Raw genomic sequence first — 25,590 nt, 5'->3', positions numbered from 1 at the left:
GGCCCAGGTGCCCACGAGCGTCTGATAGATGTGGAGCCTTGATCGAGGCTCTTGAGGAGATACGGGACCACGGTGATGAGCGCCCCAACCCCGGCCGGCGGGGACGACAGTCCTCAGCCCGGCTACTACCCGGATCCTTCCATCCCCGGATATGTCCGCTACTGGAACGGCGCCGCCTGGGTGCCCGGTACGAGCAGGCCCGCGCCCAAGACGGGTGAGGTCATGCCGCCGGCGCCGGGCCGGGCCGCCCGGCCGGAGGCGACCCGGGCGGAGTCGGCCGCCGCGGAGCGGCTGGAGGAGACCGGGCCGGTCTTTCTCGACGAGGACCCCTCCGACGAGCCCGGACTGCCGGAACCGGCCACCGCCTGGCAGGCGGACACCTCGCGGCAGACCGGCTTCGGCGGCGAGCGGGACCACCGGGTCTCCTGGGGCGGCGGCCAGGACCCGCGCGCCCAGGGGCCCTCCGGTCCCGTGCGCGCGCCCGACGCGGCGGCGGCGCATGTGCCCGCTCCCCAGGGGCCGGTGTCGGCCCCCGGGGCCGCCGACGTCCGGGGACAGGTCCCGGAGAGCCGCGCCCCCGGGCGGGCCGCCGACCCCCGGCTGCCCGCGCAGGGCGGCGACCCGACCGGCGGGCCGCCGGCCGACCGGACCGTCACCATCCGGCCGGTCCGCTCCCGTCCGGAGCCGGACCCGCGTCCCGAGCCGCGTCCCGAGCCGCACCCCGGCGAGCAGCGGCCCCCGGCCGAGGGCACCATGACCATCCGCCCCAGGACCGCGTCCCCGGCCCCGGCCCCCGCTCCGGCCCCGGCCGCACCGCCGGTCCGGCCGCAGCCCCCCGTACAACAACAGCAGTACGCCCAGCCGCAGCCGCAGCCGCAGCCGCAGCAGCCCCAGCCCCCGGCGGCCGTCGCCGAGGGGCCGGGCGGCGGCGGGGCCGACTCCTGGGCCCAGCAGGTGCACCGGCTCGCGCGGGCCGACGAGGGGGAGCGGCAGCAGCCCGTCGTCCCCTGGAAGCCCCCGGTCGCCGATCCGTTCCTCCAGCTGGCCCAGGCGCAGGCCGCCGCCCGGCCCGCCGCGCTCGGCAGGCGGTTCGCCGCCCGGCTGATCGACACCGTCGTCCTCGGCGCGCTCACCGCGGCCGTCGCCGTGCCCGTGGCGCTGAAGTCCCTCGACCATGTGGACGGCAAGATCGAGGCGGCCAGACAGTCCGGCCGCACCGTCACCGTCTGGCTGCTCGACGGCACCACCGCCGTCCACCTCGGCATCGTCCTCGGCGCACTGCTGATCCTCGGCGCGCTCTGCGAGGCCCTGCCGGTCGCCCGCTGGGGCCGCACCCTCGGCAAGCGGCTCTGCGGGCTCAAGGTGGTCGACATCGAGTCGCACGAACCCCCGTCGTTCGGGGCGGCGCTGCGCCGCTGGCTGGTGTACGGGGTGCTCGGCCTCGCCGTCGTCGGGGTGCTCAATGTGCTCTGGGGGCTCTTCGACCGGCCCTGGCGGCAGTGCTGGCACGACAAGGCGGCGCACACCTTCGTCACCGACGGCTGACGGCCCGCCGCACGGCCCGGTTCCCCCGAACGGCACACGAGCTTTTGCGGGGGGACCGGGCTCGGGGTGCACTGCCCTCATGAGCAACGACCAGCCGCCGCCGCCCCCCGGCCCGGGCGGTCCCGAGGACGACCCCTTCTTCAAGAAGCCGCAGGACCCCGACCCGCCCGGCTCCCCGTACGGCGGGGGCCAGGGCGGCCAGGGCGGTCCGTACGGCGGCGGGATGCCCCCGTACGACCCCAACGCCTACGGCGGCGGCCCCTACGGCGGCGGCCCCGATCCGCTGGCCGGGATGCCCCCGCTCGCCGACTTCGGCAAGCGGCTCGCCGCCCGGATCGTCGACGCGCTGATCATCTTCATCCCGCTCTTCCTGCTCTCCCTGATCTTCGGGGGCTGGAACGTCGGCGACAGCGGGGACAGCTGGGACGACATCGCCAACGATGTGAACACCGGACGGCAGTGGGCGTGGTCGCTGATCTCCCTGGTGGCCTACATCGCCTACGACACCCTCATGGTGAAGAAGGACGGCCAGACCATCGGCAAGCGGCTGTTCAAGCTCCGCGTCGCGCTGCTCAACGACGGCGGCACCCCGGACACCCGCTCCGCGCTGCTGCGCGCCACGGTGCTCTGGGCCCCCGCTCTCATCTGCTGTTTCTGTGTCTGGTGGCTGGTCATCATCATCACGATCATCGCCGACAAGCCCTATCGCCAGGGGCTGCACGACAAGGCGGGCAAGACCGTGGTGGTGACCGTTCCGGCCTGACGTGGGGCTCTTGCCCTCCGGCGTCCCCCGAAACCGTGAGGTGACTCCCGCCTCACTCGCGGCCTCGGAGCATTAGGGGGCGCACCGTGCCATACGGACCGCCGACTGGCCTGTTCCCTCTGCCCTCTGTCCGGTTCTCGCGTATTTGCCGTCCCTTCGAGGGCTGTCCGGATACCGGAACTCCACTTCTGCATAGTGCAGTTGGAATGTCCTAGTCAAGGGTTGTCTTTTCTTCTCCGGCTGCGGTCGAATGCGGTCACTTGTGACGCGCGCGTCCCTCGGCCGGGCAGCCCCACTCAGGTCTGCGGCGAGGGCGCGGGGGAGGACACCGGAACACGTGACCACCAAGAGACGGACGACCCGAGCGACGGCCGTGTTCGTCGCGCTCGCCGCGACCACGGCGGCGGCAGCGGCGTTCAGCACCGCCCAGGCGGGGGATCAGGGATCCTCGGTACCGGCGGCCAACGGCATCGAGCGCCACGACCCGGCGCCGGGGAAGGACCATGTCGACCACGACCTCGACGGTCCCTTCAGCAAGCAGCAGGCACAGCAGCGCGAGTCGGCGCTGGAGAAGGTCATATCCGGGGACGCGACCGTGCAGCGGCGCGACGGATCCAATGTGGTCAAGCTCGACAAGGGCAAGTACGTCGAGCTGGGCCGGGAGAAGACCGACAAGATCTTCACGATCCTGCTGGAGTTCGGCGACAAGGTCGACGACACCACCACGCACGACCCCGACGGGCCGGAGGGCCCCCTTCCGCCGGTGAAGAAGTACGGCGGCACCCCGGGCCCCGCCCACAACCAGATCGCCAAGCCGGACCGCGCGGTCAACAACTCCACGGACTGGCGGGCGGACTACAACCGCAAGCACTTCGAGGACCTCTACTTCGGCACCGGCAAGGACGCGAACGGCGTCGCCAAGCAGTCGGTGAAGACGTACTTCGAGCAGGCCTCCTCCGGCCGTTACTCGGTCGACGGCACCGTCTCCGACTGGGTGAAGGTCGACTACAACGAGGCCCGCTACGGCTCGAACTACTGCGGCGGCAGCAACTGCGAGAACGCCTGGGACGCGGTCCGTGACGGCGTCAACGCCTGGGTCCGGGACCAGAAGGCCCAGGGCCGCACCGACGCGCAGATCAAGGCGGCGCTCGCCGAGTACGACCTGTGGGACCGCTACGACTTCGACAACGACGGCAACTTCAACGAGTCCGACGGCTACATCGACCACTTCCAGTTCGTCCACGCGGGCGAGGACGAGTCGGCGGGCGGCGGCGCGCAGGGCAAGGACGCCCTGTGGGCGCACCGCTGGTACGCGTACGGCACCGACGCGGGCAGGACCGGCCCGGGGCTGAACAAGGCCGGCGGCACCCAGATCGGCGACACCGGCGTCTGGGTCGGCGACTACACCGTGCAGCCCGAGAACGGCGGACTCGGCGTCTTCGCCCATGAGTACGGCCACGACCTGGGCCTGCCCGATCTGTACGACTACTCCGGCCGGGGCGGCGAGAACTCCACCGGCTTCTGGAGCCTGATGTCCTCGGGCTCGTGGCTGGGCACCGGCAAGGGCGCGATCGGCGACCTGCCCGGCGACATGACCTCCTGGGACAAGCTCCAGCTGGGCTGGCTCAACTACACCAAGGCGCGGGCCGCGACGGACTCGACCCACACCCTCGGTGTCTCGGCGTACAACACCAAGCGCCCCCAGGCGCTCATCGTCGACCTCCCGAAGAAGCCCGGCACCACCCCTGTCGTGAAGCCCGCCGAGGGCTCCAAGCAGTGGTGGAGCGACATGGGCGACGACCTGCGGAACAGCCTCACCCGTACGGTCGACCTGACGGGGAAGTCCAGCGCCGCGCTGGAGCTGTGGGGCTGGTGGCAGGCCGAGCGGGGTTACGACCACGTCTACACCGAGGTGTCGACGGACGGCGGGGCCAACTGGACCGCGCTGGACGGCACGGCCGACGGCAAGCCGATCACCCGTGACGCCAGCGGCACCCCGGCGCTGACCGGCCGCTCCGGCGCGTACAAGCAGCTGGTCTACGGGCTGGACGCGTACGCGGGCAAGAAGATCGACCTCCGGTTCCAGTACCGCACGGACGGCGCGACGGCCGAGAAGGGGTTCGCGGCCGACGCGATCACCGTCAGGGCCGACGGCGCGCCGCTCTTCACCGACAACGCCGAGGGCGACGACGCGGGCTGGACCGTGAAGGGCTTCTCACGCATCGGCGACTCCTTCACCAAGGACTACGAGCAGTACTACATCGCCGAGAACCGCCAGTACACCGGCTATGACAAGACGCTGGAGCTCGGCCCGTACAACTTCGGGTTCACCGCCCCGAAGCACCAGTGGGTGGAGCACTACAAGAACCAGAACGGTCTGCTGATCTGGCTCTGGGACACCTTCCAGCGGGACAACAACGTCAGCCTCCACCCGGGGGCCGGCCAGATCCTGCCGATCGACGCCAACCCGTCGCCGCTGAAGTGGGCGGACGGCACCATCATGCGCAACCGCATCCAGTCCTTCGACGCGACCTTCAGCACCCGGCCGTACGACGCGGTGACCCTGCACCGGGCGGGCGTGCCGACGACGATCAAGTCGCGGCCGGGCAACAGCGTCTTCGACGACCGCAAGGGCGTCTACTGGACCGCCGAGAACCCGACGGCCAGCGTCAAGGTCGCTGACACCAACACCAAGATCTCGATCGTCAAGGAGCCGAAGAACGGCAAGACGATCACGGTCAAGGTGGGTCCCTCGACCAAGTAATTGGCATAACAGCAGGTCAAAGCATGATCGGCCGTCGCCCTCTAGCGGGCGGCGGCCGATCGTGTTTAGGTGCGGGGACTGGACCGTTATTGACAGACCATCTCGACGGGGGAGTGGACCGAAATGCCCGGTGGAGGATTCAGCAAGCTGCCGAACGGCAGTGTGGTGGTCGCGCTCAGCCTGCCCAGCCCGCTGGGCGACGGCCGGCCGGCCCGATTCCTGGTGCACGCGGCGAACCGTGCGCGAGCCCTGACCAGGCTGCGCAATCTGGGGCTGCGGGCGGTCTATCTCCGGGGGAACACGGAGCCGCCCACCCCGGACGAGATCACCGCGGTGCTGCACCATCCGGACGGGCTGCTGTGGCGGACGCTGCCGCAGACCGCCTCCGAGCTGTGGCACCCCTTCCGCACGCTGCTGCGAGAACGCTCCGCGTTACGGGAGTGACCCAGGGTATTCAGCCGGCACCAGGGGCTCCGGGGCTCCGGCGCGTCAGCCGACGGGCTTCCCCGTCAGCGTCACGCCCGCCTCCCGCAGCTCCTCCAGCACCCGTTCGGTGCGCTCCTTCGACACGCCCGCCGTCAGATCGAGCAGCACCTGGGTGGTGAACCCCTCGCGCACCGCGTCCAGTGCCGTCGCGCGCACACAGTGGTCCGTGGCGATCCCGACCACGTCGACCTCGGTCACCTGGTGCGCGCGCAGCCAGTCGGCGAGCTTGGCGCCGTTCTCGTCCGAGCCCTCGAAGCCGCTGTAGGCCGCCTCGTACGCGCCCTTGTCGAAGACCGCGTCGATCGCGCCCGAGGCGACCGCGGGCGCGAAGTTCGGATGGAAGCCCACGCCCTCCGTGCCCGCCACGCAGTGGCGCGGCCAGCTGGTCTCGAAGTCGGGGGTGTCGGAGAAGTGGCCGCCCGGGTCGATGTGGTGATCACGGGTGGCGACGACATGGCGGTATCCGGCGGGAACCGACTGGCCGATCAGCTCGGTGACGCCGGCCGCGACCTCGGCGCCCCCCGTCACCGCGAGGCTGCCGCCCTCGCAGAAGTCGTTCTGAACGTCGACGACGATCAAGGCCCGGTGCATGGCGGCTGTCCTTCGGGGTCGGGGGCGGGGTCCGGTACGGGGTCCGGTTCGCGCGGTGGCTGGAGACGCGGGAGGCGCCGGTGGGGCCTCCGTGCCTCAGTAATACCGCACGGGAGGCTTTTCATGAGCATGGCAGCGGAGAGCGGGCGCGTCACAGGGGGAAGCCTTGCCGCGCCCGCCCGTCTCACACGTACTCGGTCGGCAGGACCGGCTCCCCCCGGGAGAGCTGAACGGCCGACATCGGCAGCGCCGCCCGCGCGGCGATGTGCCGCTCGCGCGCCGTGTCGAGCGACTCCCGCGCCACCACCTTGCCGTCCCTGACCAGCTCCACCAGCAGCTGCCGCGCCACCAGCTCCGCCGGCACCGGCCCGGTGCCCACGACCTCCGCCTCCGCGACCGACTCCCCGTCGAGACGCCGCGCGGCCCACTTGCGGCCGCCGAGGGAGTACTTCGCGCCGAGGGACTTCTTCGCCACCGGCTCCAGCGGGGCCCCCGCCTCCGCCGAGCGGGCGCGGGCGACCAGCTTGTACACCATCGAGCAGGTGGGGTGCCCGCTGCCGGTGACCAGCTGGGTGCCGACCCCGTACGCGTCCACCGGGGCGGCGGCCAGCGAGGCGATGGCGTACTCGTCCAGGTCGGAGGTGACGACGATCCTGGTCTCCCGCGCCCCCAGCTCGTCCAGCTGCTGGCGCACCCGGTGCGCGACCAGCAGCAGATCGCCGGAGTCGATCCGTACCGCCCCCAGACCCGGTCCGGCGATCTCCACGGCGGTACGGACGGCCTCGGCCACGTCGTAGGTGTCGACCAGCAGGGTGGTGCCGCGCCCGAGCGAGTCGACCTGCGCGCGGAAGGCGTCCCGCTCGCTGTCGTGCAGCAGGGTGAAGGCGTGCGCGCTGGTGCCCACCGTCGGGATCCCGTAGCGGAAGCCCGCCGCGAGATCGGAGGTGGAGTCGAAGCCGCCGACATAGGCCGCCCGGGCGGAGGCCACCGCGGACAGCTCGTGGGTGCGCCGCGCGCCCATCTCGATCAGCCGCCGGCCGCCGGCCGCCGAGGACATCCGGGAGGCCGCGGCGGCGATCGCCGAGTCGTGGTTGAGGATCGACAGGATCACCGTCTCCAGCAGCACGCACTCGGCGAAGGAGCCCTCGACCCGCAGCAGCGGGGAGCCGGGGAAGTAGACCTCGCCCTCCGGATAGCCCCAGATGTCGCCGCTGAAGCGGTAGGAGGAGAGCCACTGGAGGGTGGGTTCGTCCACGATGCCGCGCTCGCGCAGAAAGCCGATCACGTCCGCGTCGAAGCGGAAGTTCTCCACGGCGTCCAGCACCCGGCCGGTGCCCGCGACGACGCCGTACCGCCGCCCCTCGGGGAGTCTGCGGGTGAAGACCTCGAAGACCGAGCGGCGGCCGGCGGTGCCCGCCCGCAGGGCCGCCTGGACCATCGTGAACTCGTACTGGTCGGTGAAGAGGGCGGTCGAAGGGACGTCCACCGGCAGTCCCAGATCAGCGGTGTTCACGGCACTCAGCCTCGCGCTTTCGTCTCGGTCGCCCTTCGAGCACGGGCGATCCAGCCATGGCCCGGATGCTATCCCACATCTCGTCAAAGTGACGAGATGTGGGTGGCCGTTTATGCGCCGAGCCCCCCTGAGTGGCAGCATGGACCAGGTGAGTGTTGCTCCCACAGAGATCGAACGTCCTGAGTCGGCGGAGGAGACCTTCGCCGTTCCCGAGCCCGACGTGCCGTGGGTGACGCTCGTCCACAACGATCCGGTGAATCTGATGAGCTATGTGACCTACGTCTTCCAGGCGTACTTCGGTTACTCCAAGGACAAGGCGCGCAAACTGATGCTCGACGTCCATCAGAAGGGACGCGCCGTCGTCTCCAGCGGCAGTCGCGAGGAGATGGAGCGCGACGTCCAGGCGATGCACGGATACGGACTGTGGGCGACCCTCTCCCAGGACCGCAACTGATGCCGGGACACTTCGAGCCGATCCCCGGCGGCGGCGCGGCCATCGCGCTGGACGAGGTCGAGATCTCGATCCTGCGCTCGCTCGCCGTCCAGCTCCTTGAGCTGATCGGACCCGGCGAGACGCCGGTCGAGGGCGAGGACCCCCTCGCCGCCCTCTTCGCCGAGGGCCCGAGCGAGCCGCCCGCCGATCCCGCGCTGGCCCGGCTCTTCCCCGACGCCTACATCGACCCCGCCGCCGACAAGCCCGACGACGAGCTCCAGGAGGCCTCCTCCGAATTCCGCCGCTTCACCGAGAACGATCTGCGCACCCACAAGCGCGACGACGCGATGGCGGTGGTCCGCGCCCTCGACGCGCTCACCGTGGACGCCGAGGGCGGCGCGGTGCTCAAGCTGACCGCGCCCGACTCCGTGCCCTGGCTGCGCTCGCTGAACGACCTCAGGCTGACCATCGGCACCCGTCTGGAGGTCACCGACGAGGACGAGGGCGCGGGGCTCTACCGGCTGCCGGACTCCGATCCGCGCAAGCCGATGGTGATGGCCTACCTCTGGCTCGGGGTGCTCCAGGAGACCCTCGTCGAAACCCTGATGCCCTGACCCGGCTTCTTCACGGCCCCTTCACGCCCCCTTCACGGCCCCCGGCGGCCCGCTCCGCCGGGGGCCTCCGCGCGGCCCCGCGCCACCCCGTACCGACCCCTCGGTGAACGCTCAGCGGACGCTCAAATCCGGATAACGATCGCGTCACCGCACCCGAACGCTTTGTCGTGTCGGGGGACATATGTCCGTCTCTGGCGGTGGTCTGCGTCACACTCTTCCTGAGTGATCTCCATGTCGACCGTGATAAATCTTCACGACCGCCAGGGGCGCCACCCATGCCCCTGGGGGCGCTTGAGCCGGCGGATCGCCGGTAGCACTCCATCCGTATCCGGGGGGATCAGGACCTGATCCGCGTCCGCACGCCCATGGCGGCGGGAGCGGATCCGCATGGAGAAAGGGCGCACCAACATGACCTCAGTGCAGGTCGGCAAAGATGACGGGCACGACGGCAAGGGTGTCACGGGGCTCACCGACACCGCCGACGCCACCGCGGCCCGGGCCGCCGGCGGACCGGGCGCGGACCAGGGCTACCACCGCAGCCTGGGCGCCCGCCAGATACAGATGATCGCGATCGGCGGAGCGATCGGCACCGGTCTCTTCCTCGGCGCGGGCAAGGGCATCTCCAAGGCCGGACCCAGCCTCATCCTGGCCTACGCCATCGCCGGCGTGGTCATCTTCTTCATCATGCGCGCCCTCGGCGAACTGCTGATGTACCGCCCTGTCGCGGGCTCGTTCTCCGAGTACGCACGCGAGTTCATCAGCCCCTTCGCGGGCTACGCCACCGGCTGGACCTACTGGCTCTTCTGGGTCGTCACCGGAATGACCGAGGTCACCGCGGCGGCCAGCTATATGACGTACTGGTTCGACGTCCCCCAGTGGATCTCCGCACTGGTCTTCACGATCATCCTCTACGGCGCGAACCTGATCTCCGTGAAGCTCTTCGGCGAGCTGGAGTTCTGGTTCTCCATGGTCAAGGTCACCGCCATCATCGGCATGATCCTGATCTGCCTCGGCATCCTCACCCTCGGCTTCTCCGACGCGGGCGACACCGCCTCCGTCTCCCTCCTCTGGGACGACGGCGGCTTCTTCCCCAAGGGCATCGGCGGCACGCTGATGACCCTCCAGATCGTGATGTTCGCCTTCCTCGCGGTCGAGCTGGTCGGCGTCACCGCGGGCGAGTCCAAGGACCCCGAGAAGACCCTCCCCAAGGCCATCAACACCGTGCCGTGGCGCATCGCCGTCTTCTACATCGGCGCGCTGATCATGATCCTGTCGGTGGTCTCCTGGACCAACTTCAAGCCCGGCGTCTCCCCCTTCGTCGCCGCCTTCGACGAGATGGGCCTCCAGACCGGCGCGGCCATCGTGAACTTCGTCGTCCTCACCGCCGCCCTCTCCTCCTGCAACTCCGGCATGTACTCCACCGGCCGGATGCTGCGCGACCTCGCGCTCAACAGCCAGGGCCCGAAGTTCTTCACCCGGCTCACCAAGAACGGCACCCCGCTGATCGGCACCACCTTCTCCGCGGGCCTGATGATGATCGGCGTCTGGATCAACTACCAGTGGCCCGGCGAGGCCTTCAACAAGATCGTCTCCTTCGCCACCATCTCCGGCATGTGGGCCTGGATCATGATCCTGGTCAGCCAGATCCGCTACCGCGCCAAGGCCGACCGCGGCGAACTCCCGCAGTCCACCTTCAAGGCCCCCGGCGCGCCTTACACCAGCTGGTTCGCGCTCGCCTTCATCGGCATGGTCATCGTGCTCATGGGCATCGACAAGGACGCCAGGATCTCCCTCTACGTCGCCCCGTTCTGGGCGCTGATCCTCGGCGTGTCCTATCTGGTCCTCAAGCGCCGCAACCCCCAGGGCGCGGCCTTCGTCAAGCGCTGACCGCCGCCCCGCGGGCGGACGCGTGAACGGGCGGGCCCGTACCGGACACCGGTACGGGCCCGCCCGTTTCCCGGTCTGTTTATCCTGATCGCCATGCTGACCCTGACCCAGGCTCTCTTCGACCAGATCGTGGCGCACGCCCGCGCCGACCACCCCGACGAGGCATGCGGCGTGGTCGCCGGCCCCGAGTCCAGCGGCCGCCCCGAGCGTTTCGTCCCCATGCTGAACGCCGCCCGCTCGCCCACGTTCTACGAGTTCGACTCCGCGGATCTGCTCAAGCTCTACCGTGAGATGGACGACAACGACGAAGTGCCGGTGATCATCTACCACTCGCACACCGCCACCGAGGCATACCCCTCGCGAACGGACATCTCCTACGCGAACGAACCCGGTGCGCACTACGTACTGGTCTCCACCGCCGACACCGACGCCGCCGGACCCTTCCAGTTCCGGTCCTTCCGCATCGTGGACGGCGAGATCACCGAAGAAGACATCAAGGTCGTGGATGCATACTGAGCCCTGACCGAGTCTCGACTCGGCATGTCTGAAAAGGGGCGGCAGGACCCAGGAAGCCGGTGCGAATCCGGCGCGGTCCCGCCACTGTGACCAAGCCCCCCGGCTTGGCAGCCAGGAACTGACCTGCCGCCCTTCTCCCAACACCAAGGGGACGTGGAAATCCCCGGAGGAGGCCGTACCCCGTCATGTCCGCACACCGCTCCACCCGCGCGCTCATAGCCGCCGCCCTGCTCCTCCCGCTCGCCGCCTGCGCCGCCGACACGGAGAAGAAGCCCGCCGACACCAAGGCCGCCCCGGCCGGCGGAGCCTTCCCCTACACCGTCGACAACTGCGGTGTGAAGACGACGTACCAGAAGGCCCCCGAACGGGCCGTCACCATGAACCAGCACGTCACCGAGATCATGCTCGAACTCGGCCTGGAGAAGTCCCTCGCCGGCACCGCCTACCTCGACGACCAGGTACTGCCGCGCCACCGCGAGGCGTACGACGCCATCCCCGTCCTCGCCAAGGAGTACCCCTCCAAGGAGAAGCTCCTCGCGGCCGACCCCGACTTCGTCTACGGCGGATACGCCAGCGCCTTCGACGCCAAGGACGGCCGCACCCGCGACGAGCTGAAGAAGTCCGGCATCGACTCCCGCCTCAACATCGAGTACTGCGCCAAGGGCAGGACCACCCTCGACGAGGTCTACCGTGAGATCGACGAGATCGGCCGCACCTTCGGCGCCGGCGACCGCGCCCAGAAGTGGATCACCGAGGCGCGCGCCACCGTCAAGAAGACCGAGGAGCGGTTCAAGGGCCGCGAGCCCCGGCCCGTCTTCGTCTACGACAGCGGCGACAAGACCGCCCAGACCGTCGGCGGCACCGGCATCGGCAACGAACTGATCACCCGGGCCGGCGGCCGCAATGTCTTCGCGGGCATCGGCAAGGCCTTCGGCGACGCCACCTGGGAGCAGGTCGTCGCCGGCAAGCCGGAGATCATCGTCATCCTCGACTACGGCGCCACCACCGTCGAACAGAAGAAGAAGCGCCTGCTGGACGACCCGGTGCTGCGCGACGTCCCCGCCGTCAAGAACAAGAAGTTCGCGGTGCTCCCGCTCTCCGACGCGGTGCTCGGGGTACGCGCCCCCGCAGCCATCACCAAGCTGGCCTCGCAGTTCTCCGAGTGACGCCACAGCCGTGAACCTTGTGACGAAGCCCGCCCCCGAGCCCGGCCCGAAGCCGGCCCCCGGCCCGGAGTCAGTCCGCGAGTCCGCCCGCCAAACCGGAGCCCGCCCCTCCACCGCAGCCGCCTCCCGGCTGCGGTACGGGGCCGTCCTCACCGCCCTCGCGGCGGCCCTGGCCGTCGCGGTGGTCGCGGGCCTCAGCCTCGGCTCCGTACGCATCCCCCCGGGACAGGTCCTCGACGCCCTCCTCCCCGGCGCGGCGCCCAGCCCGTTCCGCACCATCGTCATGGACGTACGACTGCCCCGCGTCCTGCTCGGCGCCCTCGTCGGCGCGGGGCTCGCCGTCTGCGGCACCGTCCTCCAGGCCCTGGTGCGCAACCGGCTCGCCGACCCCTTCCTCCTCGGGATCTCCTCCGGAGCCTCCACCGGAGCCGTCGTCGTCCTCACCCTCGGCATCGGCACCACCACCGCCGTCGCCATGCCCATCGGCGCGTTCGCCGGAGCGCTCGCCGCGACCGTCCTCGTCTACGGACTGGCCCGCCGCGGCGGCTCCATGACCGGCACCCGGCTCGTCCTCGCGGGGGTGACCGTCTCCTACATCCTCACCGCCCTCACCACCCTCGTCCTCGTCTCCTCCGCCCGCCCCGAACACTTCCGCGAAGCGCTCTACTGGTCGCTCGGCGGCCTCGGCAGCGCCCGCTGGGACGCCCTCTGGATCCCCGGCCTCGTCCTCGCCGCCGCCCTGCCCCTGCTCCTCGCCCTCGCCCGCCCCCTCGACCTGCTGCTCGTCGGAGAAGAAGGGGCCACCGTCCTCGGACTCGACGTCTCCCGCTTCCGGGCCGCCGTCTTCATCCTCGTCTCCCTGGTCACCGCCGTCCTGGTCTCCGCCAGCGGCGCCGTCGGCTTCATCGGACTGATGGTCCCGCACGCCGCCCGGCTCCTCGTCGGCGCGACCCACCGCGCCCTCCTGCCGGTCTCCGCCCTCGGCGGCGCCCTCGCCCTCGTCGTCGCCGACCTCGCCGCCCGCACCGTCGCCTCACCGCAGGACATCCCCGTCGGAGTGCTCACCGCCCTCATCGGCGGCCCGCTCTTCCTCTGGCTGATGCGCTCCCGCAGCGCGCAAGGAGCCGTCCTGTGACCGCCTCCCTCACCCTCACCGGAATCACCTACGAGACCGACGGCCGCACCCTCCTGCACGACGTCGCCCTCGACGCCCGCCCCGGCGAGACCGTCGGCCTCGTCGGCCCCAACGGCAGCGGCAAGACCACCCTGCTGCGCTGCGTCTACGGCACACTCCGCCCCAGCGCCGGCAGCATCCGCCTCGACGGCGACGAACTCACCGCGCTCGGCCCCAAGGCCCGCGCCCGGCGCGTGGCCAGCGTCCCCCAGGACAGCCCCGGCGAATTCGAACTGACCGTCCGCGAGATCGTCGCCATGGGCCGCGCCCCGCACAAACGCTTCTGGGAACAGGACACCGCCGACGACGCCTCCGCCGTCGGCGACGCCCTCGGCCGGCTCCACATCACCGACCTCGCCGACCGCCCCTTCCCCTCCCTCTCCGGCGGCGAACGCCAGCGCGCCCTCGTCGCCCGGGCCCTGGTCCAACGGCCCGCGCTGCTCGTCCTCGACGAGCCCACCAACCACCTCGACATCCACTACCAGCTGGAGATCCTCGGCCTCATCCGCACCCTCGGCACCACCAGCCTGCTGGCCCTGCACGACCTCAACCTCGCCGCCCACTACTGCGACCGGATCCATGTCCTCCAAGCCGGACGGCTCGTCGCATCCGGCACGCCCCACGAGGTCCTGACCCCCGAACTGCTCGCCGAGGTCTACCGGGTCAAGGCCGAGATCGCGGTCCATCCGGCCACCGGATCCCCCACGATCACCTATCTCCCTCCCGCATAGTGAACGGTTTCCGTCCGGCATCCGAGATCACATTCCGGATCCCGGACCGGGAATCGATACGATGACCGCATGGTTCTCCACGACATGAGCGACAAGGCGCGAGGCGGCTCAGTGCTGCTCGTCGCGCGGCTCCATGTCGACCTGTGCCGCGTCGCCGGCGCGATGTGTCCCTGAGCACCGAAAGCCCCACCGCTTTCCGGCCACCGAGCCTCTCGACCGCCGTTCCCCAGCTCTTCCGCTCTCGCCCTACCGTTCTGACGACTGGAGCCCCACGCCATGGCCATCGACGTCCGCATCCCGACCATCCTGCGCACCTACACCGACGGCGCGAAGTCCGTCCCCGGCAGCGGCGACACCCTCGCCGACCTCTTCACCGACCTGGAGACCCGCCACAGCGGCATCCAGGTCCGCATCGTGGAAGAGGGCCAGCTCCGCCGCTTCATCAACGTCTACCTCAACGACGAGGACGTCCGCTTCCTGGACGGCATCACCACCAAGCTCTCCGACGGCGACGTCGTCACCATCCTCCCGGCGGTCGCCGGCGGCATGTACTGATGCGTTACGACTCCCCGCTCGCCGCGGTCGGCAACACCCCGCTGGTCCGCCTCCCCCGGCTCTCCCCCTCGGACGACGTCCGCATCTGGGCCAAGCTGGAGGACCGCAACCCGACCGGCTCCATCAAGGACCGCCCCGCCCTCCACATGGTGGAACAGGCGGAGAAGGACGGCCGCCTCACCCCCGGCTGCACCATCCTGGAGCCGACTTCCGGCAACACCGGCATCTCGCTGGCGATGGCGGCCAAGCTCAAGGGCTACAACATCGTCTGCGTGATGCCGGAGAACACCAGCGAGGAGCGCAGGCAGCTGCTGGCCATGTGGGGCGCGGAGATCATCCCCTCCCCGGCGGCCGGCGGCTCCAACACCGCCGTACGCGTCGCCAAGGAACTCGCCGCCGAGAACCCCTCCTGGGTGATGCTCTACCAGTACGGCAACCCCGACAACGCGGGCGCGCACTACACCACCACCGGCCCGGAGATCCTCACCGACCTCCCCTCCATCACCCACTTCGTCGCCGGCCTCGGCACCACCGGCACCCTGATGGGCGTGGGCCGCTACCTCCGCGAACACGTCCCCGGCGTCCGCATCGTCGCCGCCGAGCCCCGCTACGACGACCTCGTGTACGGGCTCCGCAACCTCGACGAGGGCTTCGTCCCCGAGCTCTACGACGCCTCCGTCCTCACCACCCGCTTCTCCGTCGGCTCCGCCGACGCGGTCGCCCGCACCCGGGAGCTCCTCCAACAGGAGGGGATCTTCGCCGGGGTCTCCACCGGGGCCGCGCTGCACGCCGCGATCGGGGTCGGCCGCAAGGCGCTGGCGGCGGGGGAGTCCGCCGACATCGTCTTCGTCGTCGCCGACGGCGGCTGGAAGTACCTCTCCACCGGTGTCTACACCGCCCCCACCACCGAAGCCGCCATCGCCCTCCTCCAGGGCCAGCTCTGGGCCTGACCCTTCGGGGCCCTGGCCCTGGCCCTGCCCCCGGGCCCAGGGAGCTTCGCGTCGGGCAGCCTGATTGACGCCCCTGCCCCAGTGAGGGCCCCTGGGGCACGGGGTCCGTCCTCAAACTCCCCCAGAGCTTCGCCTGGGAGGGACCCCAGCGGGGCTTGATTTTGAGGCTCTTGCCCAGCGCGGCGGGGATGGCTCTGACGTGGAGGGGACGCGCAGGGATCGGGGCCGGGACGTAAAGCGGCGCAGCTCGCGCGGAGCGCGGTGAGGAAAGCAGTCCCGGACCCGAGCCCGGAGCGGACCCGTACCCCAGGCACCGGACCCGAGCCCGTACCCCAGGCACCGGCCCCCGGCCACGGACCCCAGGCACCGGCCCGCACCGCCCCCGGGCCCCGCCGCGGGCGCACCCCCTTCGCGCGCCCTCCGAATCGGTGACAGCGCAGGTGAGTTCGCCCACAACGCCCCACCCCGGAGGAGCGGCACCTCGTTTTGCGCTTTACGCTCAACGGACCGCACGCCCAGACCCACCCCCAGCCCTCCTCCCCGTCCACGGAGGTCCAAGCTTCATGAAGCTCACCGTCGTCGGCTGCTCGGGGTCGTTCCCGTCCGCGGAATCGGCCTGTTCGAGCTACCTCGTAGAGGCCGACGGCTTCCGGCTGCTCCTCGACATGGGCAATGGCGCCCTCGGCGAGCTGCAGCGTCACATCGGTCTCTACGACCTCGATGCCATTTTCCTCAGCCACCTCCACGCCGATCACTGCATCGACATGTGCGGGTACTTCGTCGCCCGCTACTACCGCCACGACGGCGGCCGATGCGACGCGATCCCGGTCTACGGCCCCGAGGGCACCGAGCAGCGCCTCACCACCGCGTACGCGGACACCCCGTCCCCCTCCTCGATGAGCGAGGTCTTCGACTTCCACACCCTGAAGCCGGGCAGCTTCGAGATCGGCCCGTTCTCGGTCCGTACGGAGCGGGTGGCCCACCCGGTGGAGGCGTACGGCATCCGGCTGGAGCACGGCGGCCGGACGCTGACGTACTCGGGGGACACGGGGGTCTGCGAGGCGCTGCACGAGCTGGCGGACGGCGCGGATCTCTTTCTCTGCGAGGCGTCCTTCACCCACGGGAAGGAGACCGTCCCGGGTCTTCACCTCAATGGCCGAGAGGCGGGCGCGCACGCCGAGCGCGCGGGGGCGGGGCGGCTGCTGCTGACGCATGTGCCGCCGTGGACGGACGGGCAGCGCAATCTGGCGGACGCCCGGGCGGTCTACGGCGGCCCGGCCGAGCTGGCGGCCACCGGAGTGACGTACACGGTCTGAACGCCTGAACGCCTGAACGCCTGAACGCCTGAACGCCTGAACGCCTGAACGGCCCCGGTCCTGAACCAGGACCGGGGCCGTTCAGGCGCGGGTGTCTACTTCCCCTCGGCCTTGAGCAGCTCGGCCAACTCCTCGTCGGACTCGCGCCCGGGCGTCGGCAGATTGAATTTGGTGATCGCGAACCGGAACACCACGTAGTACACGGCCGCGAAGCACAGCCCCACGAGCGCCAGCCCCCACGGGTTGGACGCGATCCCGAGGTTCAGCACGAAGTCCACCGCTCCGGCGGAGAAGCCGAAGCCGTCCTTCATGCCGAGGGCCCAGGTCAGCGCCAGCGACACCCCGGTGAGCACCGCGTGGACGGCGTAGAGCACCGGCGCGATGAACATGAAGGTGAACTCGATGGGCTCGGTCACGCCGGTGACGAAGGAGGTCAGGGCGAGCGAGAGCATCATGCCGCCGACGATCTTGCGGCGCTCGGGCCGGGCGCAGTGCACGATCGCGAGACAGGCGGCCGGCAGCGCGAACATCATGATCGGGAAGAAGCCGGTCATGAACTGTCCGGCGGTCGGGTCGCCGGCGAGGAAGCGGGCGATGTCGCCGCTCTTGCCCTCGTACGAACCGGCCTGGAGCCAGGGGAAGGAGTTCAGCAGGTGGTGCATGCCGACCGGGATCAGCGCGCGGTTGGCCATGCCGAAGATTCCCGCGCCGACCGCGCCGGAGCCGACGAGCCACTCGCCGAAGTTGTGCAGACCGGTGCCGAGGACGGGCCAGATGAAGCCAAAGGCTATGCCGATGAAGAGACCGGCGAAGGCGGAGAGGATCGGGACGAGCCGGCGGCCGCCGAAGAAGCCGGCCCAGTCGGGCAGCTTGGTGCGGTAGAAGCGCTGGTAGAGCAGGGCGACCACGAGGCCCATGACCACACCGCCGAGGACCTTGGCGTCCACGGGGGCGTCCTGCATCACTATCTTGCCGTCGACGACCTTGCCGACCTGCGCCAGGTTCTTGTCGGTGAAGGTGGCGAGGACGTTCTTGAAGACCAGGTATCCGGTGACGGCGGCGAGCGCGGTCGAGCCGTCCGACTTCTTCGCGAAGCCGATCGCGATGCCGACGGCGAAGAGCAGCGGCATGTTGTCGAGCAGCGCGTTGCCGCCCGCGTGCATGTATCCGGCGAACTTGGTGACGAAGGCCGGGAAGGACTCCCGTCCGAGCATGTCGTCATTGCCGAGCCGGACGAGGAGCGCGGCGGCGGGCAGCACCGCCACCGGCAGCATCAGGCTGCGGCCGATGCGCTGCATGACAGCCATCACGCCCGCGCCCTTCTTCTTCTCGGCCGCGGGGGCGGCGCCAGCCGTGGTCATCACAATCCTCCAGGGGGCCAAGGCGCCGCCGGGGGAGAAAAGCAGAAGAGGCGGCGTCTCAGGGGGACGCGGCACGCCGCCGCGTGGTCTAAACCACTGAGTGGTGTAGACCTTTGTAGCACGTGAAACTTAGATAAGGAACCTGCGAATAGCGGCCGATTAGACAACGATCCTGTGGAATTGAACGGCACTCGACCTGCGTGCTTTCACCGCGGGAAGCGGAGCCGCGCACAACGGAAGGGGCCCACCGGTCCCTCGCGCGGATCCGGTGAACCCCTTCGGCCTTTCAAAGCCCTTGGGCAGGGCCCTATTTGACGTTGTCCCGCTCGATCTCCTTCTCGATCTCCTCGGGCTCCCGCCCGGGCACCGGAAGATCGAATTTGGTGATCGCGAACCGGAAGATCGCGTAATACACGACCGCGAAGCCGAGCCCGATCGGAATGATCAGCCAGGGCTTGGTGGCGAGACTCCAATTGATCACATAGTCGATCAGTCCGGCCGAGAAGCTGAATCCGTCCTTGACCCCCAGTGCCCAGCTCACCGCCATCGACACACCGGTGAGCACCGCGTGGACCGCGTAGAGCGCCGGGGCCACGAAGAGGAAGGAGTACTCGATCGGCTCGGTGATGCCCGTCACAAAGGAGGTCAGGCCGACCGACAGCATCAGCCCGCCGATCTCCTTGCGGCGATGCGGATGCGCGCAGTGGGTGATCGCGAGACAGGCGGCGGGCAGCGCGAACATCATGATCGGGAAGAAGCCGGTGGTGAACTGCCCGGCGTTCGGGTCCCCGGCCAGGAACATCGAGATGTCGCCGTGCACCACCGTGCCGTCCGGCTTGGTGTAACTGCCCAGCTGGAACCAGATCGGCACATTGAGGAACTGATGCAACCCGATCACCAGCAGCGCCCGGTTGGTGACGCCGAAGATGCCCGAACCCCACGCGCCCAGGCTGACCAGCCAGTCGCTGAAACTCTCCAGGGCGGAGCCGATCGGCGGCCAGATCCACAGACACAGCGCGGCGAAGGCGATCGCGACGAACGCCATGATGATCGGCACCAGCCGCCGCCCGTTGAAGAATCCCAGCCAGTCGACCAGCTTGGTGCGGTGGTAGCGCTGCCAGAAGTACGCCGCCAGCAGACCCATCACGATGCCGCCGAAGACCCCGGGGTTCTGATACGTGAAGGGAACGACCGAGCCGTCCGTCCCCTGGCAGCCCGTGACCACCACCTGGCCGCCGACCTCGCAGTCCTTGGGGAACTGGAGCAGCACGTTGTAGTAGACGAGGAAGCCGGTGACCGCCGCCAGCGCGGTCGAGCCGTCGGCCTTCTTCGCCATGCCGATCGCCACACCGACGCAGAACAGCAGCGGCAGTCCGATGTTCGCGTCGAGCAGCGCACCGCCCGCGCCGGCCATGACCTTGGCGACATCGTTCCAGCCCAGGCCGTCCTGGCCGAAGACATCGGGCTGCCCCAGCCGGTTGAGGATGCCCGCGGCGGGCAGTACGGCAATGGGGAGCTGAAGGCTTCGCCCCATCTTCTGCAAGCCCTGGAACAGTTTGTTCCATGCGGACGGCTGTGCCGCGACGGCACTCCCTGAACTCATCGGCGTCCTCCCGGACTGACCAGGTTTGGCGGGCGTCCCAAACTGGTGTAGACCAGTTGCCATGCATCGCCGGGCCCCGACCGCGGCCGAGGCGGGAACGCCGGTGATCGTCATCATTCGGTAGATGACGGTTACCCGCCCGTGAAGATGGGCCAACCGTGCGTTACCGTGACAAAAGCGGACCGCTGGTGGGCCGACGAGCGCCGAGCGCCCGATGCGGGCGCCGCTTGAAACGCAGGGAGAGAACCATGGCCAGCAAGGCAGAGAAGATCGTCGCCGGGCTCGGCGGAGTCGACAACATCGAGGAGATCGAGGGCTGCATCACCCGACTCCGCACCGAAGTCTCCAACCCGGACCTCGTCGACGAAGCCGCGCTCAAGGCCGCGGGCGCACACGGAGTCGTCAAGATGGGCACCGCGATCCAGGTCGTCATCGGCACCGACGCCGACCCCATCGCCGCCGAGATCGAAGACATGATGTGACGACCGGCCACCCCGGCCACCCCGGCCGCGAAGACCACGCAGGTCCCACGGGCCGCGCGGACTGACCGCGCCGCCCGCAGGCCGGCCCGCGACAGCCGCCCGGCGAGGGCCCGGCTCCATGGAGCCGGGCCCTTCCGCGCAGCCGATAGGCTCAACGCCATGTCTCGAATCGACGGCCGCACCCCCGAACAGCTCCGCCCCGTCACCATCCAGCGCGGATGGAGCAAGCACGCCGAGGGCTCCGTCCTCATCTCCTTCGGCGACACCAAAGTCTTCTGCACCGCCTCCGTCACCGAAGGCGTGCCGCGCTGGCGCAAGGGCAGCGGCGAAGGATGGGTCACCGCCGAGTACTCGATGCTCCCCCGCGCCACCAACAGCCGCGGCGACCGCGAATCCGTACGCGGCAAGATCGGCGGCCGCACCCACGAGATCAGCCGCCTCATCGGCCGCTCACTCCGCGCCGTGATCGACTACAAGGCCCTCGGCGAGAACACCATCGTCCTCGACTGCGACGTCCTCCAGGCCGACGGCGGCACCCGCACCGCCGCCATCACCGGCGCCTACGTCGCCCTCGCCGACGCCGTCACCTGGGCCCAGAACCGCAAGCTCGTACGCGCCGGCCGACAGCCCCTCACCGGCACCGTCGCCGCCGTCTCCGTCGGCATCGTCGACGGCGCCCCCCTCCTCGACCTCTGCTACGAGGAAGACGTCCGCGCCGACACCGACATGAACGTCGTCTGCACCGGCGACGGCCGCTTCGTCGAGGTCCAGGGCACCGCCGAGGCCGAGCCCTTCGACCGCGCCGAACTCAACGCCCTCCTCGACCTCGCCGCCGGCGGCTGCGCCGATCTGACCGCCATCCAGCGCGACGCCCTCGCCCGCACCGAGGCCGCCGCCGGATAACCGGCGCCCGCCGGCACCGCCGACGAGCAGGAAAGACCACCCGGGTAAAGCCGGGTCAGGTAAAGAAGCAACCAAAACCGCCCCCAGGGGCGTCGTCAGTGGCATGTGCGCACGGGCCGAACCGTGCGCACGTCCACATCCGGGAGGGACCAGTTCCATGGCCGCGCGCCGCCGTTTCGCTCTTACGCTCGCCACCGCCGCTCTGATCGTGCCGATCACCGTCGGCTGCAGCGCCATCGACAAGGCCCTCGACTGCGTCGACACCGCCAAGGCCGTTACCACCAGCGTCGGCCAGCTCACCGAGGCCGTCGGCAGCGCCGCCGAGGACCCCACCAAGGCGCGTGAGGCCCTCGACTCCATCGACAAGGAGCTCAAGGAGCTCGGCGACAAGACGGACAACGCCGATGTGAAGAAGGCGGGCGACGACCTCGGCGCCGCCGTCGACAACGTCCGCAAGTCCATCGAGGGCGGCGACGTCACCCCCGACATCACCCCGGTGACCGACGCCGCCGCCGAGATGACCAAGGTCTGCAGCCCCTGACACCACCCGAATCCGGGCCCCGGACAGCGCCTGATCCGCGGGCCCGGATAATCGGGGCATGACCCGTATCGTCCTCGCCACCCGCAACGCCGGGAAGATCACCGAACTCAGGGCCATCCTCGCCGCGGCGGACCTCCCGTACGACCTCGTCGGCACGGACGCCTACCCCGAGATCCCCGACGTCAAGGAAACCGGCGTCACCTTCGCCGAGAACGCCCTGCTCAAGGCACACGCCCTCGCCCGGGCCACCGGACTCCCCGCCATCGCCGACGACTCCGGCCTCTGCGTCGACGTCCTCGGCGGCGCCCCCGGCATCTTCTCCGCCCGCTGGGCCGGCACCCACGGCGACGACGCCGCCAACCTCGCCCTCCTCCTCGCCCAGCTCTCCGACATCGCCCCCGAACACCGCGCCGCCCACTTCTTCTGCGCCGCCGCCCTCGCCCTCCCCGACGGCACCGAACGCGTCGTCGAAGGCCGCATGCCCGGCACTCTCCGCCCCACCCCCGCCGGCACCAACGGCTTCGGCTACGACCCCATCCTCCAGCCCGACGGCCACACCCGCACCGCCGCGGAACTGACCCCGGACGAGAAGAACGCGATCAGCCACCGCGGGAAGGCGTTCAGGGAGCTGGTGCCGGTGATCCGGGAGCTGCTGGGCTGAGCCGCACGCACGTGGGTATGCCGAAGGGCACCCCTGCGGGGTGCCCTTGAGGCGGTGCGGCCGATGGGATTCGAACCCACATGGACGAAACGCCCAGAGGCACCTAAAACCTCCGCTTATACCATTCAGCAACGGCCGCCAGCCGCTTGCCATCGTAGCGGCAAGCGGCTGGTGTGGCGTTGTGGATGCCGCTGTTATGTGCGGCGGCTGCCTCCCCGGCACCAGGTGCTGGTTATGGCGTGGCAGTTGGGGCAGAGCAGTCTGAGGTTCTCGGGGCGGTTGTCCGTCCAGTCGCCGTTGACGTGATCGACTTCAAGGGTCATGGGTTTCCCGTGCCAGGCGGGCCCCGTGCCGCACCCGGCGCACTGCTCGGGTGTGCCGATCTCACGCAGCGCCCGGCGCAGCACCACAGCCTGGACGCGGTTCGGCATTTCGCGTTTCACCAGGACGTCCGCCGCTGGCCGGGCTTGCTTCCGGCCGGGCTTGCCCCGCTGGTGCGCCTGGCCCAGAAAGTGTGAGGTGTCGATGGCATCCTCGGTGATCCACTGTCTCAGCAGTGCACGGCTGCGACCGCTGTCCGCCAGGGGCAGTCGCCGCAGGACAGCTGCGAGAGAGATCGATTCGGCCACGGCCTGCCGCAGCTCGGTGGGCGAAGGGCGAGGGCGTCTGCCGCTCGGCGCGAAATGGGAGACATTGATGCCGTAGTGGGTGAATCGCCGACGAAGGTATCGGCTGAGCTGTCCGTACGGTGTCGTCCCGAGGAAGGCGATGACCTCGTCCATGCTCCGGCAGCTCTGGGCAGCCTCGCTCAGCAGTTCGCGTGTGTACCTACGAACTTGGCTCATGGCTGCTCGCCCGTGTCGATTTCGGCCCGGCGCGGTGTCCTGGCCTTATTGCGCCCACGGTAAGTGTCCGTTGTCGAATGGCAGTTGGGGCAGAGAATCCTCAGATTCTCCTGCCGATTGTCACGCCAGTCTCCGTCGATGTGGTCGATTTCCAGGGGGAGCGGACTTCCCTGCCAGATGGGTTCGATTCCGCAGAGCGCGCACTGGTCACTGGCCCCGAGGTCGAGCAGTGCCCTCTTGAGCAGTTGGCTCGGCCTGCGCCGGGGGTGGTCCGAGAGGTCCCGCACCAGGATTTCCTCCGCCGAGAGTCGACGCCGGTTGTCCTTCGTTCGCTCCGAGCGAGGTGAGGGGGTGAAGTGTGAGGTGTCGATCCCGTACGCCTTGATCCGGCGGCTGATGTGGGTGTGGTGCCCGCCAACCACCTCGACCCCCAGTCGACGCAGCACCTCGCACACATTCGCCGACTCCGCCACCACCGGTTCGAGGATCTCCCTCGTCCAGCGGGTCCCCTCGCGTTCAAAGTGGCCGGTGGGTATCCCCAGCCTTCTCATCCGCTCGGCTATGTACCGCCGGGCCCCGCTCTTGGGGTCCGCCCCGAGGGCTGTCACCGCCTCGGAGAGTGTTCGAGATGATGCGGCTGCCTCGGTCAGCCGTTCCCGGGTGTACGGGCTTGGGCTCACGATCGTTTCTCCGTCCCGGTCGCGCGTTCGCGACCCGAACGGACCAACGATCCGCCATCCGGACGGTTACGTCCGAAATGCGGAACGGCCCGTCCCGCTTCAAGGGCGGGACGGGCCGTTCGGATCAATCGGGCCGGGTCAGATGGCCAGGTCCTTGATGATCTTGGCGACGTGACCGGTGGCCTTGACGTTGTAGAAGGCGCGCTCGACCTTGCCGTGCTCGTCGACGACGATGGTGGAGCGGATCACTCCGGTGACGGTCTTGCCGTAGAGCTTCTTCTCGCCGAAGGCGCCGTACGCGGCCAGGACCTCCTTGGAGGGGTCGCCGACCAGGGTCACCTTGAGGCTCTCCTGCTCGCGGAACTTGGCGAGCTTCTCGGGCTTGTCGGGGGAGACGCCGATGACGTCGTACCCGGCGTCGGCGAGGAGCTGGAGGTTGTCGGTGAAGTCGCAGGCCTGCTTGGTGCAGCCGGGGGTGAGGGCGGCGGGGTAGAAGTAGACGATGACCTTCCGGCCCTGGTGGGAGGCGAGGGACACCTCTTTGCCGTCCGCGTCGGGCAGGGTGAACGCGGGGGCGGTGTCGCCGGGCTGGAGTCGCTCGCTCATGGTTCTCCTCGTGGGGGCCGGGGCCGGTTCGCGCCGGCGCAAGTCAAGCCGTGCGGGTGTACCCCGCCGAGCGTAATAGGGGTGCCGTGGGGTGCGTGCGCGGTCGAGCTGACAGACTGGCGGTGAGGAAGTACCGGATCACGACCACGGAGGCGGCGCGGTGTCGGACGCGAGGACCCCTGCGCAGATCGAGGCGGACATTGTCCGCCGGCGCGAGCAGCTTGCCGAGACGCTCGATGAGATCGGGGTGCGGGTGCACCCTTCGACCGTCATCGGCGACGCGAAGGCGAAGGTCGCGGGGACGGTGGACCGCACGGCGGGCCGGGCCTGCGCGGCGGTGAATCGTACGGTGACGGGTGTCCGCTCCCGGTTTGTCTCGGAGGACGGGGTGCCCCGTCTGGAGCGGGTGATCCCGGTGGCTCTGCTGGTGGTGGGGCTGGTGGGCCTGCTCGCCTCCTCCTCCCGCAAGAACAAGGCCTGAGCACTGGTTGCCCCCGCGCGCCGACGGAACGCCCGAAGGCGGGTAAGTTCGAGTCGTGAGCGCCAACAGCCATGAGCAGAGCACCCAGCACGACAAGCTTCCGATCCGGATGCTGCATGACCGTGTGCTGGTGCGGACCGACATTCCCGAGGGCGAGCGGCGTTCCAGCGGCGGCATCGTGATCCCGGCGACGGCGGCGGTGGGCCGGCGGCTCGCCTGGGCCGAGGTCGTGGCCGTGGGGCAGAGCGTGCGGAGCGTGGAGCCGGGGGACCGGGTGCTGTACGACCCCGAGGACCGGGCCGAGGTCGAGGTGCGGGGGGTGGCGTACGTCCTGATGCGGGAGCGCGATCTGCACGCGGTGGCGGCCGACCGTTTCCAGGGCTCCGAGGACTCCACGGGCCTCTATCTCTGAGGGCCGGGTGA

28 protein-coding genes, 1 tRNA gene and 1 riboswitch are annotated in these 25,590 nt (G+C 69.9%); of the genes, 21 read left to right on the top strand and 8 right to left on the bottom strand.

Annotated features, from left to right (window positions below):
- The first annotated feature begins 75 nt into the window (after positions 1–75).
- From ABD371_RS07230 to ABD371_RS07215, 4 genes are all read left to right on the top strand, one after another.
- Entirely contained in the window at positions 76–1,545 is a 1,470-nt protein-coding gene (locus tag ABD371_RS07230; protein WP_344473955.1) for an RDD family protein, read from the top strand.
- A 79-nt stretch (positions 1,546–1,624) separates the two neighbouring features.
- A complete protein-coding gene (locus tag ABD371_RS07225) occupies positions 1,625–2,308 on the top strand; it encodes an RDD family protein (protein ID WP_344473953.1) in 684 nt (227 codons plus the stop codon).
- 337 nt (positions 2,309–2,645) lie between these two features.
- Entirely contained in the window at positions 2,646–5,072 is a 2,427-nt protein-coding gene (locus ABD371_RS07220) for an immune inhibitor A domain-containing protein (RefSeq protein ID WP_344473951.1), read from the top strand.
- 123 nt (positions 5,073–5,195) lie between these two features.
- Positions 5,196–5,516 (top strand): hypothetical protein, encoded by a 321-nt coding sequence (locus ABD371_RS07215; RefSeq protein WP_190125732.1) that lies wholly within the window; start codon positions 5,196–5,198, stop codon positions 5,514–5,516.
- Positions 5,517–5,561: 45 nt separating this feature from the next.
- Here ABD371_RS07215 and ABD371_RS07210 read toward each other — a convergent pair whose 3' ends face one another.
- Together ABD371_RS07210 and ABD371_RS07205 are read right to left on the bottom strand one after the other, a co-directional pair.
- Positions 5,562–6,149 carry a nicotinamidase gene (locus ABD371_RS07210; protein WP_344473949.1) on the bottom strand — a complete coding sequence of 196 codons (588 nt, stop codon included), beginning with the start codon at positions 6,147–6,149 and terminating at the stop codon, positions 5,562–5,564.
- Between the two features lie 184 nt (positions 6,150–6,333).
- Complete coding sequence (locus tag ABD371_RS07205; RefSeq protein WP_344473947.1) at positions 6,334–7,662, bottom strand: nicotinate phosphoribosyltransferase; 1,329 nt, start codon at positions 7,660–7,662, stop codon at positions 6,334–6,336.
- A 139-nt stretch (positions 7,663–7,801) separates the two neighbouring features.
- Here ABD371_RS07205 and clpS point away from each other — a divergent pair, with 139 nt between their 5' ends.
- The 11 genes from clpS to ABD371_RS07150 all read left to right on the top strand — a co-directional run bounded on the left by clpS (position 7,802) and on the right by ABD371_RS07150 (position 17,004).
- The gene (gene clpS / locus ABD371_RS07200; RefSeq protein ID WP_190125735.1) at positions 7,802–8,116 is read left to right on the top strand and encodes an ATP-dependent Clp protease adapter ClpS; all 315 of its coding nucleotides are present in this window, start codon (positions 7,802–7,804) and stop codon (positions 8,114–8,116) included.
- The gene (locus ABD371_RS07195) at positions 8,116–8,709 is read left to right on the top strand and encodes a DUF2017 domain-containing protein (protein ID WP_344473944.1); all 594 of its coding nucleotides are present in this window, start codon (positions 8,116–8,118) and stop codon (positions 8,707–8,709) included. Before clpS ends, ABD371_RS07195 begins: the two co-directional genes overlap by 1 nt.
- Positions 8,710–9,117: 408 nt before the next feature.
- Entirely contained in the window at positions 9,118–10,596 is a 1,479-nt protein-coding gene (locus ABD371_RS07190) for an amino acid permease (protein ID WP_344473942.1), read from the top strand.
- Positions 10,597–10,689: 93 nt separating this feature from the next.
- The gene (locus ABD371_RS07185) at positions 10,690–11,112 is read left to right on the top strand and encodes a M67 family metallopeptidase (RefSeq protein WP_344473940.1); all 423 of its coding nucleotides are present in this window, start codon (positions 10,690–10,692) and stop codon (positions 11,110–11,112) included.
- A gap of 26 nt (positions 11,113–11,138) precedes the next feature.
- Positions 11,139–11,253: riboswitch (cobalamin riboswitch) on the top strand.
- 44 nt (positions 11,254–11,297) lie between these two features.
- Positions 11,298–12,278: an ABC transporter substrate-binding protein gene (locus tag ABD371_RS07180; RefSeq protein WP_344473938.1), complete on the top strand. Its 981-nt coding sequence runs from the start codon at positions 11,298–11,300 to the stop codon at positions 12,276–12,278.
- Between the two features lie 130 nt (positions 12,279–12,408).
- On the top strand, positions 12,409–13,413 hold the full coding sequence (locus tag ABD371_RS07175; RefSeq protein ID WP_344474122.1) for a FecCD family ABC transporter permease: 1,005 nt from the start codon (positions 12,409–12,411) through the stop codon (positions 13,411–13,413).
- A complete protein-coding gene (locus ABD371_RS07170; protein WP_344473936.1) occupies positions 13,410–14,183 on the top strand; it encodes an ABC transporter ATP-binding protein in 774 nt (257 codons plus the stop codon). The genes ABD371_RS07175 and ABD371_RS07170 overlap by 4 nt, the downstream gene beginning before the upstream one ends.
- A gap of 69 nt (positions 14,184–14,252) precedes the next feature.
- Positions 14,253–14,357 carry a putative leader peptide gene (locus ABD371_RS07165; RefSeq protein ID WP_344473934.1) on the top strand — a complete coding sequence of 35 codons (105 nt, stop codon included), beginning with the start codon at positions 14,253–14,255 and terminating at the stop codon, positions 14,355–14,357.
- A 102-nt stretch (positions 14,358–14,459) separates the two neighbouring features.
- Positions 14,460–14,738 carry a MoaD/ThiS family protein gene (locus ABD371_RS07160; protein WP_344473931.1) on the top strand — a complete coding sequence of 93 codons (279 nt, stop codon included), beginning with the start codon at positions 14,460–14,462 and terminating at the stop codon, positions 14,736–14,738.
- Entirely contained in the window at positions 14,738–15,688 is a 951-nt protein-coding gene (locus ABD371_RS07155) for a PLP-dependent cysteine synthase family protein (RefSeq protein ID WP_344473929.1), read from the top strand. The genes ABD371_RS07160 and ABD371_RS07155 overlap by 1 nt, the downstream gene beginning before the upstream one ends.
- Positions 15,689–16,251: 563 nt before the next feature.
- Positions 16,252–17,004, top strand: coding sequence for an MBL fold metallo-hydrolase (locus tag ABD371_RS07150; RefSeq protein WP_344473927.1), 753 nt, complete (start codon positions 16,252–16,254; stop codon positions 17,002–17,004).
- Between the two features lie 95 nt (positions 17,005–17,099).
- Here ABD371_RS07150 and ABD371_RS07145 read toward each other — a convergent pair whose 3' ends face one another.
- Together ABD371_RS07145 and ABD371_RS07140 are read right to left on the bottom strand one after the other, a co-directional pair.
- On the bottom strand, positions 17,100–18,365 hold the full coding sequence (locus tag ABD371_RS07145) for a PTS transporter subunit EIIC (RefSeq protein ID WP_190125744.1): 1,266 nt from the start codon (positions 18,363–18,365) through the stop codon (positions 17,100–17,102).
- A gap of 307 nt (positions 18,366–18,672) precedes the next feature.
- Positions 18,673–19,968, bottom strand: coding sequence for a PTS transporter subunit EIIC (locus tag ABD371_RS07140; protein ID WP_344473924.1), 1,296 nt, complete (start codon positions 19,966–19,968; stop codon positions 18,673–18,675).
- Positions 19,969–20,216: 248 nt separating this feature from the next.
- On the opposite strand from ABD371_RS07140, the gene ABD371_RS07135 reads away from it, so the two are divergent.
- The 4 genes from ABD371_RS07135 (at position 20,217) to rdgB (ending at position 22,555) form a co-directional block, all read left to right on the top strand.
- Positions 20,217–20,450 carry a PTS sugar transporter subunit IIB gene (locus ABD371_RS07135; protein WP_344473922.1) on the top strand — a complete coding sequence of 78 codons (234 nt, stop codon included), beginning with the start codon at positions 20,217–20,219 and terminating at the stop codon, positions 20,448–20,450.
- Positions 20,451–20,609: 159 nt separating this feature from the next.
- Positions 20,610–21,353 (top strand): ribonuclease PH, encoded by a 744-nt coding sequence (gene rph, locus ABD371_RS07130; RefSeq protein ID WP_190125747.1) that lies wholly within the window; start codon positions 20,610–20,612, stop codon positions 21,351–21,353.
- Between the two features lie 157 nt (positions 21,354–21,510).
- Entirely contained in the window at positions 21,511–21,894 is a 384-nt protein-coding gene (locus tag ABD371_RS07125; protein ID WP_344473919.1) for a hypothetical protein, read from the top strand.
- Positions 21,895–21,952: 58 nt separating this feature from the next.
- Positions 21,953–22,555, top strand: a complete 603-nt coding sequence (gene rdgB, locus ABD371_RS07120; RefSeq protein WP_344473917.1) for an RdgB/HAM1 family non-canonical purine NTP pyrophosphatase — start codon at positions 21,953–21,955, stop codon at positions 22,553–22,555.
- A 55-nt stretch (positions 22,556–22,610) separates the two neighbouring features.
- Here rdgB and ABD371_RS07115 read toward each other — a convergent pair.
- From ABD371_RS07115 to bcp, 4 genes are all read right to left on the bottom strand, one after another.
- Positions 22,611–22,694 (bottom strand) — tRNA-Leu (locus ABD371_RS07115).
- A 55-nt stretch (positions 22,695–22,749) separates the two neighbouring features.
- The gene (locus ABD371_RS07110; RefSeq protein ID WP_344473915.1) at positions 22,750–23,400 is read right to left on the bottom strand and encodes an HNH endonuclease; all 651 of its coding nucleotides are present in this window, start codon (positions 23,398–23,400) and stop codon (positions 22,750–22,752) included.
- Positions 23,397–24,080, bottom strand: coding sequence for an HNH endonuclease signature motif containing protein (locus ABD371_RS07105; protein ID WP_344473913.1), 684 nt, complete (start codon positions 24,078–24,080; stop codon positions 23,397–23,399). Before ABD371_RS07105 ends, ABD371_RS07110 begins: the two co-directional genes overlap by 4 nt.
- A gap of 138 nt (positions 24,081–24,218) precedes the next feature.
- The gene (gene bcp, locus ABD371_RS07100; RefSeq protein ID WP_344473911.1) at positions 24,219–24,686 is read right to left on the bottom strand and encodes a thioredoxin-dependent thiol peroxidase; all 468 of its coding nucleotides are present in this window, start codon (positions 24,684–24,686) and stop codon (positions 24,219–24,221) included.
- 160 nt (positions 24,687–24,846) lie between these two features.
- Here bcp and ABD371_RS07095 point away from each other — a divergent pair, with 160 nt between their 5' ends.
- Together ABD371_RS07095 and ABD371_RS07090 are read left to right on the top strand one after the other, a co-directional pair.
- Entirely contained in the window at positions 24,847–25,167 is a 321-nt protein-coding gene (locus ABD371_RS07095) for a DUF3618 domain-containing protein (RefSeq protein ID WP_344473910.1), read from the top strand.
- 55 nt (positions 25,168–25,222) lie between these two features.
- On the top strand, positions 25,223–25,579 hold the full coding sequence (locus tag ABD371_RS07090; RefSeq protein ID WP_190125753.1) for a GroES family chaperonin: 357 nt from the start codon (positions 25,223–25,225) through the stop codon (positions 25,577–25,579).
- Positions 25,580–25,590: the final 11 nt, after the last annotated feature.

The sequence above is a fragment of the Streptomyces amakusaensis genome, from assembly GCF_039532665.1.
Lineage (GTDB): Bacteria > Actinomycetota > Actinomycetes > Streptomycetales > Streptomycetaceae > Streptomyces > Streptomyces amakusaensis.
Note: the sequence above shows the minus strand (reverse complement) of the source record. Positions and strands in the feature narration are given on the sequence as shown.

Bases quoted from the DNA above. Each gene is read 5' to 3' on its own strand.
- ABD371_RS07230 (WP_344473955.1), top strand. From the start codon at position 76: ATGAGCGCCCCAACCCCGGCCGGCGGGGACGACAGTCCTCAGCCCGGC.
- ABD371_RS07145 (WP_190125744.1), bottom strand. From the start codon at position 18,365: ATGACCACGGCTGGCGCCGCCCCCGCGGCCGAGAAGAAGAAGGGCGCG.
- ABD371_RS07110 (WP_344473915.1), bottom strand. From the start codon at position 23,400: ATGAGCCAAGTTCGTAGGTACACACGCGAACTGCTGAGCGAGGCTGCC.
- ABD371_RS07150 (WP_344473927.1), top strand. From the start codon at position 16,252: ATGAAGCTCACCGTCGTCGGCTGCTCGGGGTCGTTCCCGTCCGCGGAA.
- ABD371_RS07135 (WP_344473922.1), top strand. From the start codon at position 20,217: ATGGCCAGCAAGGCAGAGAAGATCGTCGCCGGGCTCGGCGGAGTCGAC.
- ABD371_RS07225 (WP_344473953.1), top strand. From the start codon at position 1,625: ATGAGCAACGACCAGCCGCCGCCGCCCCCCGGCCCGGGCGGTCCCGAG.
- ABD371_RS07165 (WP_344473934.1), top strand. From the start codon at position 14,253: ATGGTTCTCCACGACATGAGCGACAAGGCGCGAGGCGGCTCAGTGCTG.
- ABD371_RS07185 (WP_344473940.1), top strand. From the start codon at position 10,690: ATGCTGACCCTGACCCAGGCTCTCTTCGACCAGATCGTGGCGCACGCC.
- ABD371_RS07180 (WP_344473938.1), top strand. From the start codon at position 11,298: ATGTCCGCACACCGCTCCACCCGCGCGCTCATAGCCGCCGCCCTGCTC.
- ABD371_RS07215 (WP_190125732.1), top strand. From the start codon at position 5,196: ATGCCCGGTGGAGGATTCAGCAAGCTGCCGAACGGCAGTGTGGTGGTC.
- bcp (WP_344473911.1), bottom strand. From the start codon at position 24,686: ATGAGCGAGCGACTCCAGCCCGGCGACACCGCCCCCGCGTTCACCCTG.
- ABD371_RS07195 (WP_344473944.1), top strand. From the start codon at position 8,116: ATGCCGGGACACTTCGAGCCGATCCCCGGCGGCGGCGCGGCCATCGCG.
- clpS (WP_190125735.1), top strand. From the start codon at position 7,802: ATGGACCAGGTGAGTGTTGCTCCCACAGAGATCGAACGTCCTGAGTCG.
- ABD371_RS07155 (WP_344473929.1), top strand. From the start codon at position 14,738: ATGCGTTACGACTCCCCGCTCGCCGCGGTCGGCAACACCCCGCTGGTC.
- rdgB (WP_344473917.1), top strand. From the start codon at position 21,953: ATGACCCGTATCGTCCTCGCCACCCGCAACGCCGGGAAGATCACCGAA.
- ABD371_RS07210 (WP_344473949.1), bottom strand. From the start codon at position 6,149: ATGCACCGGGCCTTGATCGTCGTCGACGTTCAGAACGACTTCTGCGAG.
- ABD371_RS07190 (WP_344473942.1), top strand. From the start codon at position 9,118: ATGACCTCAGTGCAGGTCGGCAAAGATGACGGGCACGACGGCAAGGGT.
- ABD371_RS07140 (WP_344473924.1), bottom strand. From the start codon at position 19,968: ATGAGTTCAGGGAGTGCCGTCGCGGCACAGCCGTCCGCATGGAACAAA.
- ABD371_RS07125 (WP_344473919.1), top strand. From the start codon at position 21,511: ATGGCCGCGCGCCGCCGTTTCGCTCTTACGCTCGCCACCGCCGCTCTG.
- rph (WP_190125747.1), top strand. From the start codon at position 20,610: ATGTCTCGAATCGACGGCCGCACCCCCGAACAGCTCCGCCCCGTCACC.
- ABD371_RS07160 (WP_344473931.1), top strand. From the start codon at position 14,460: ATGGCCATCGACGTCCGCATCCCGACCATCCTGCGCACCTACACCGAC.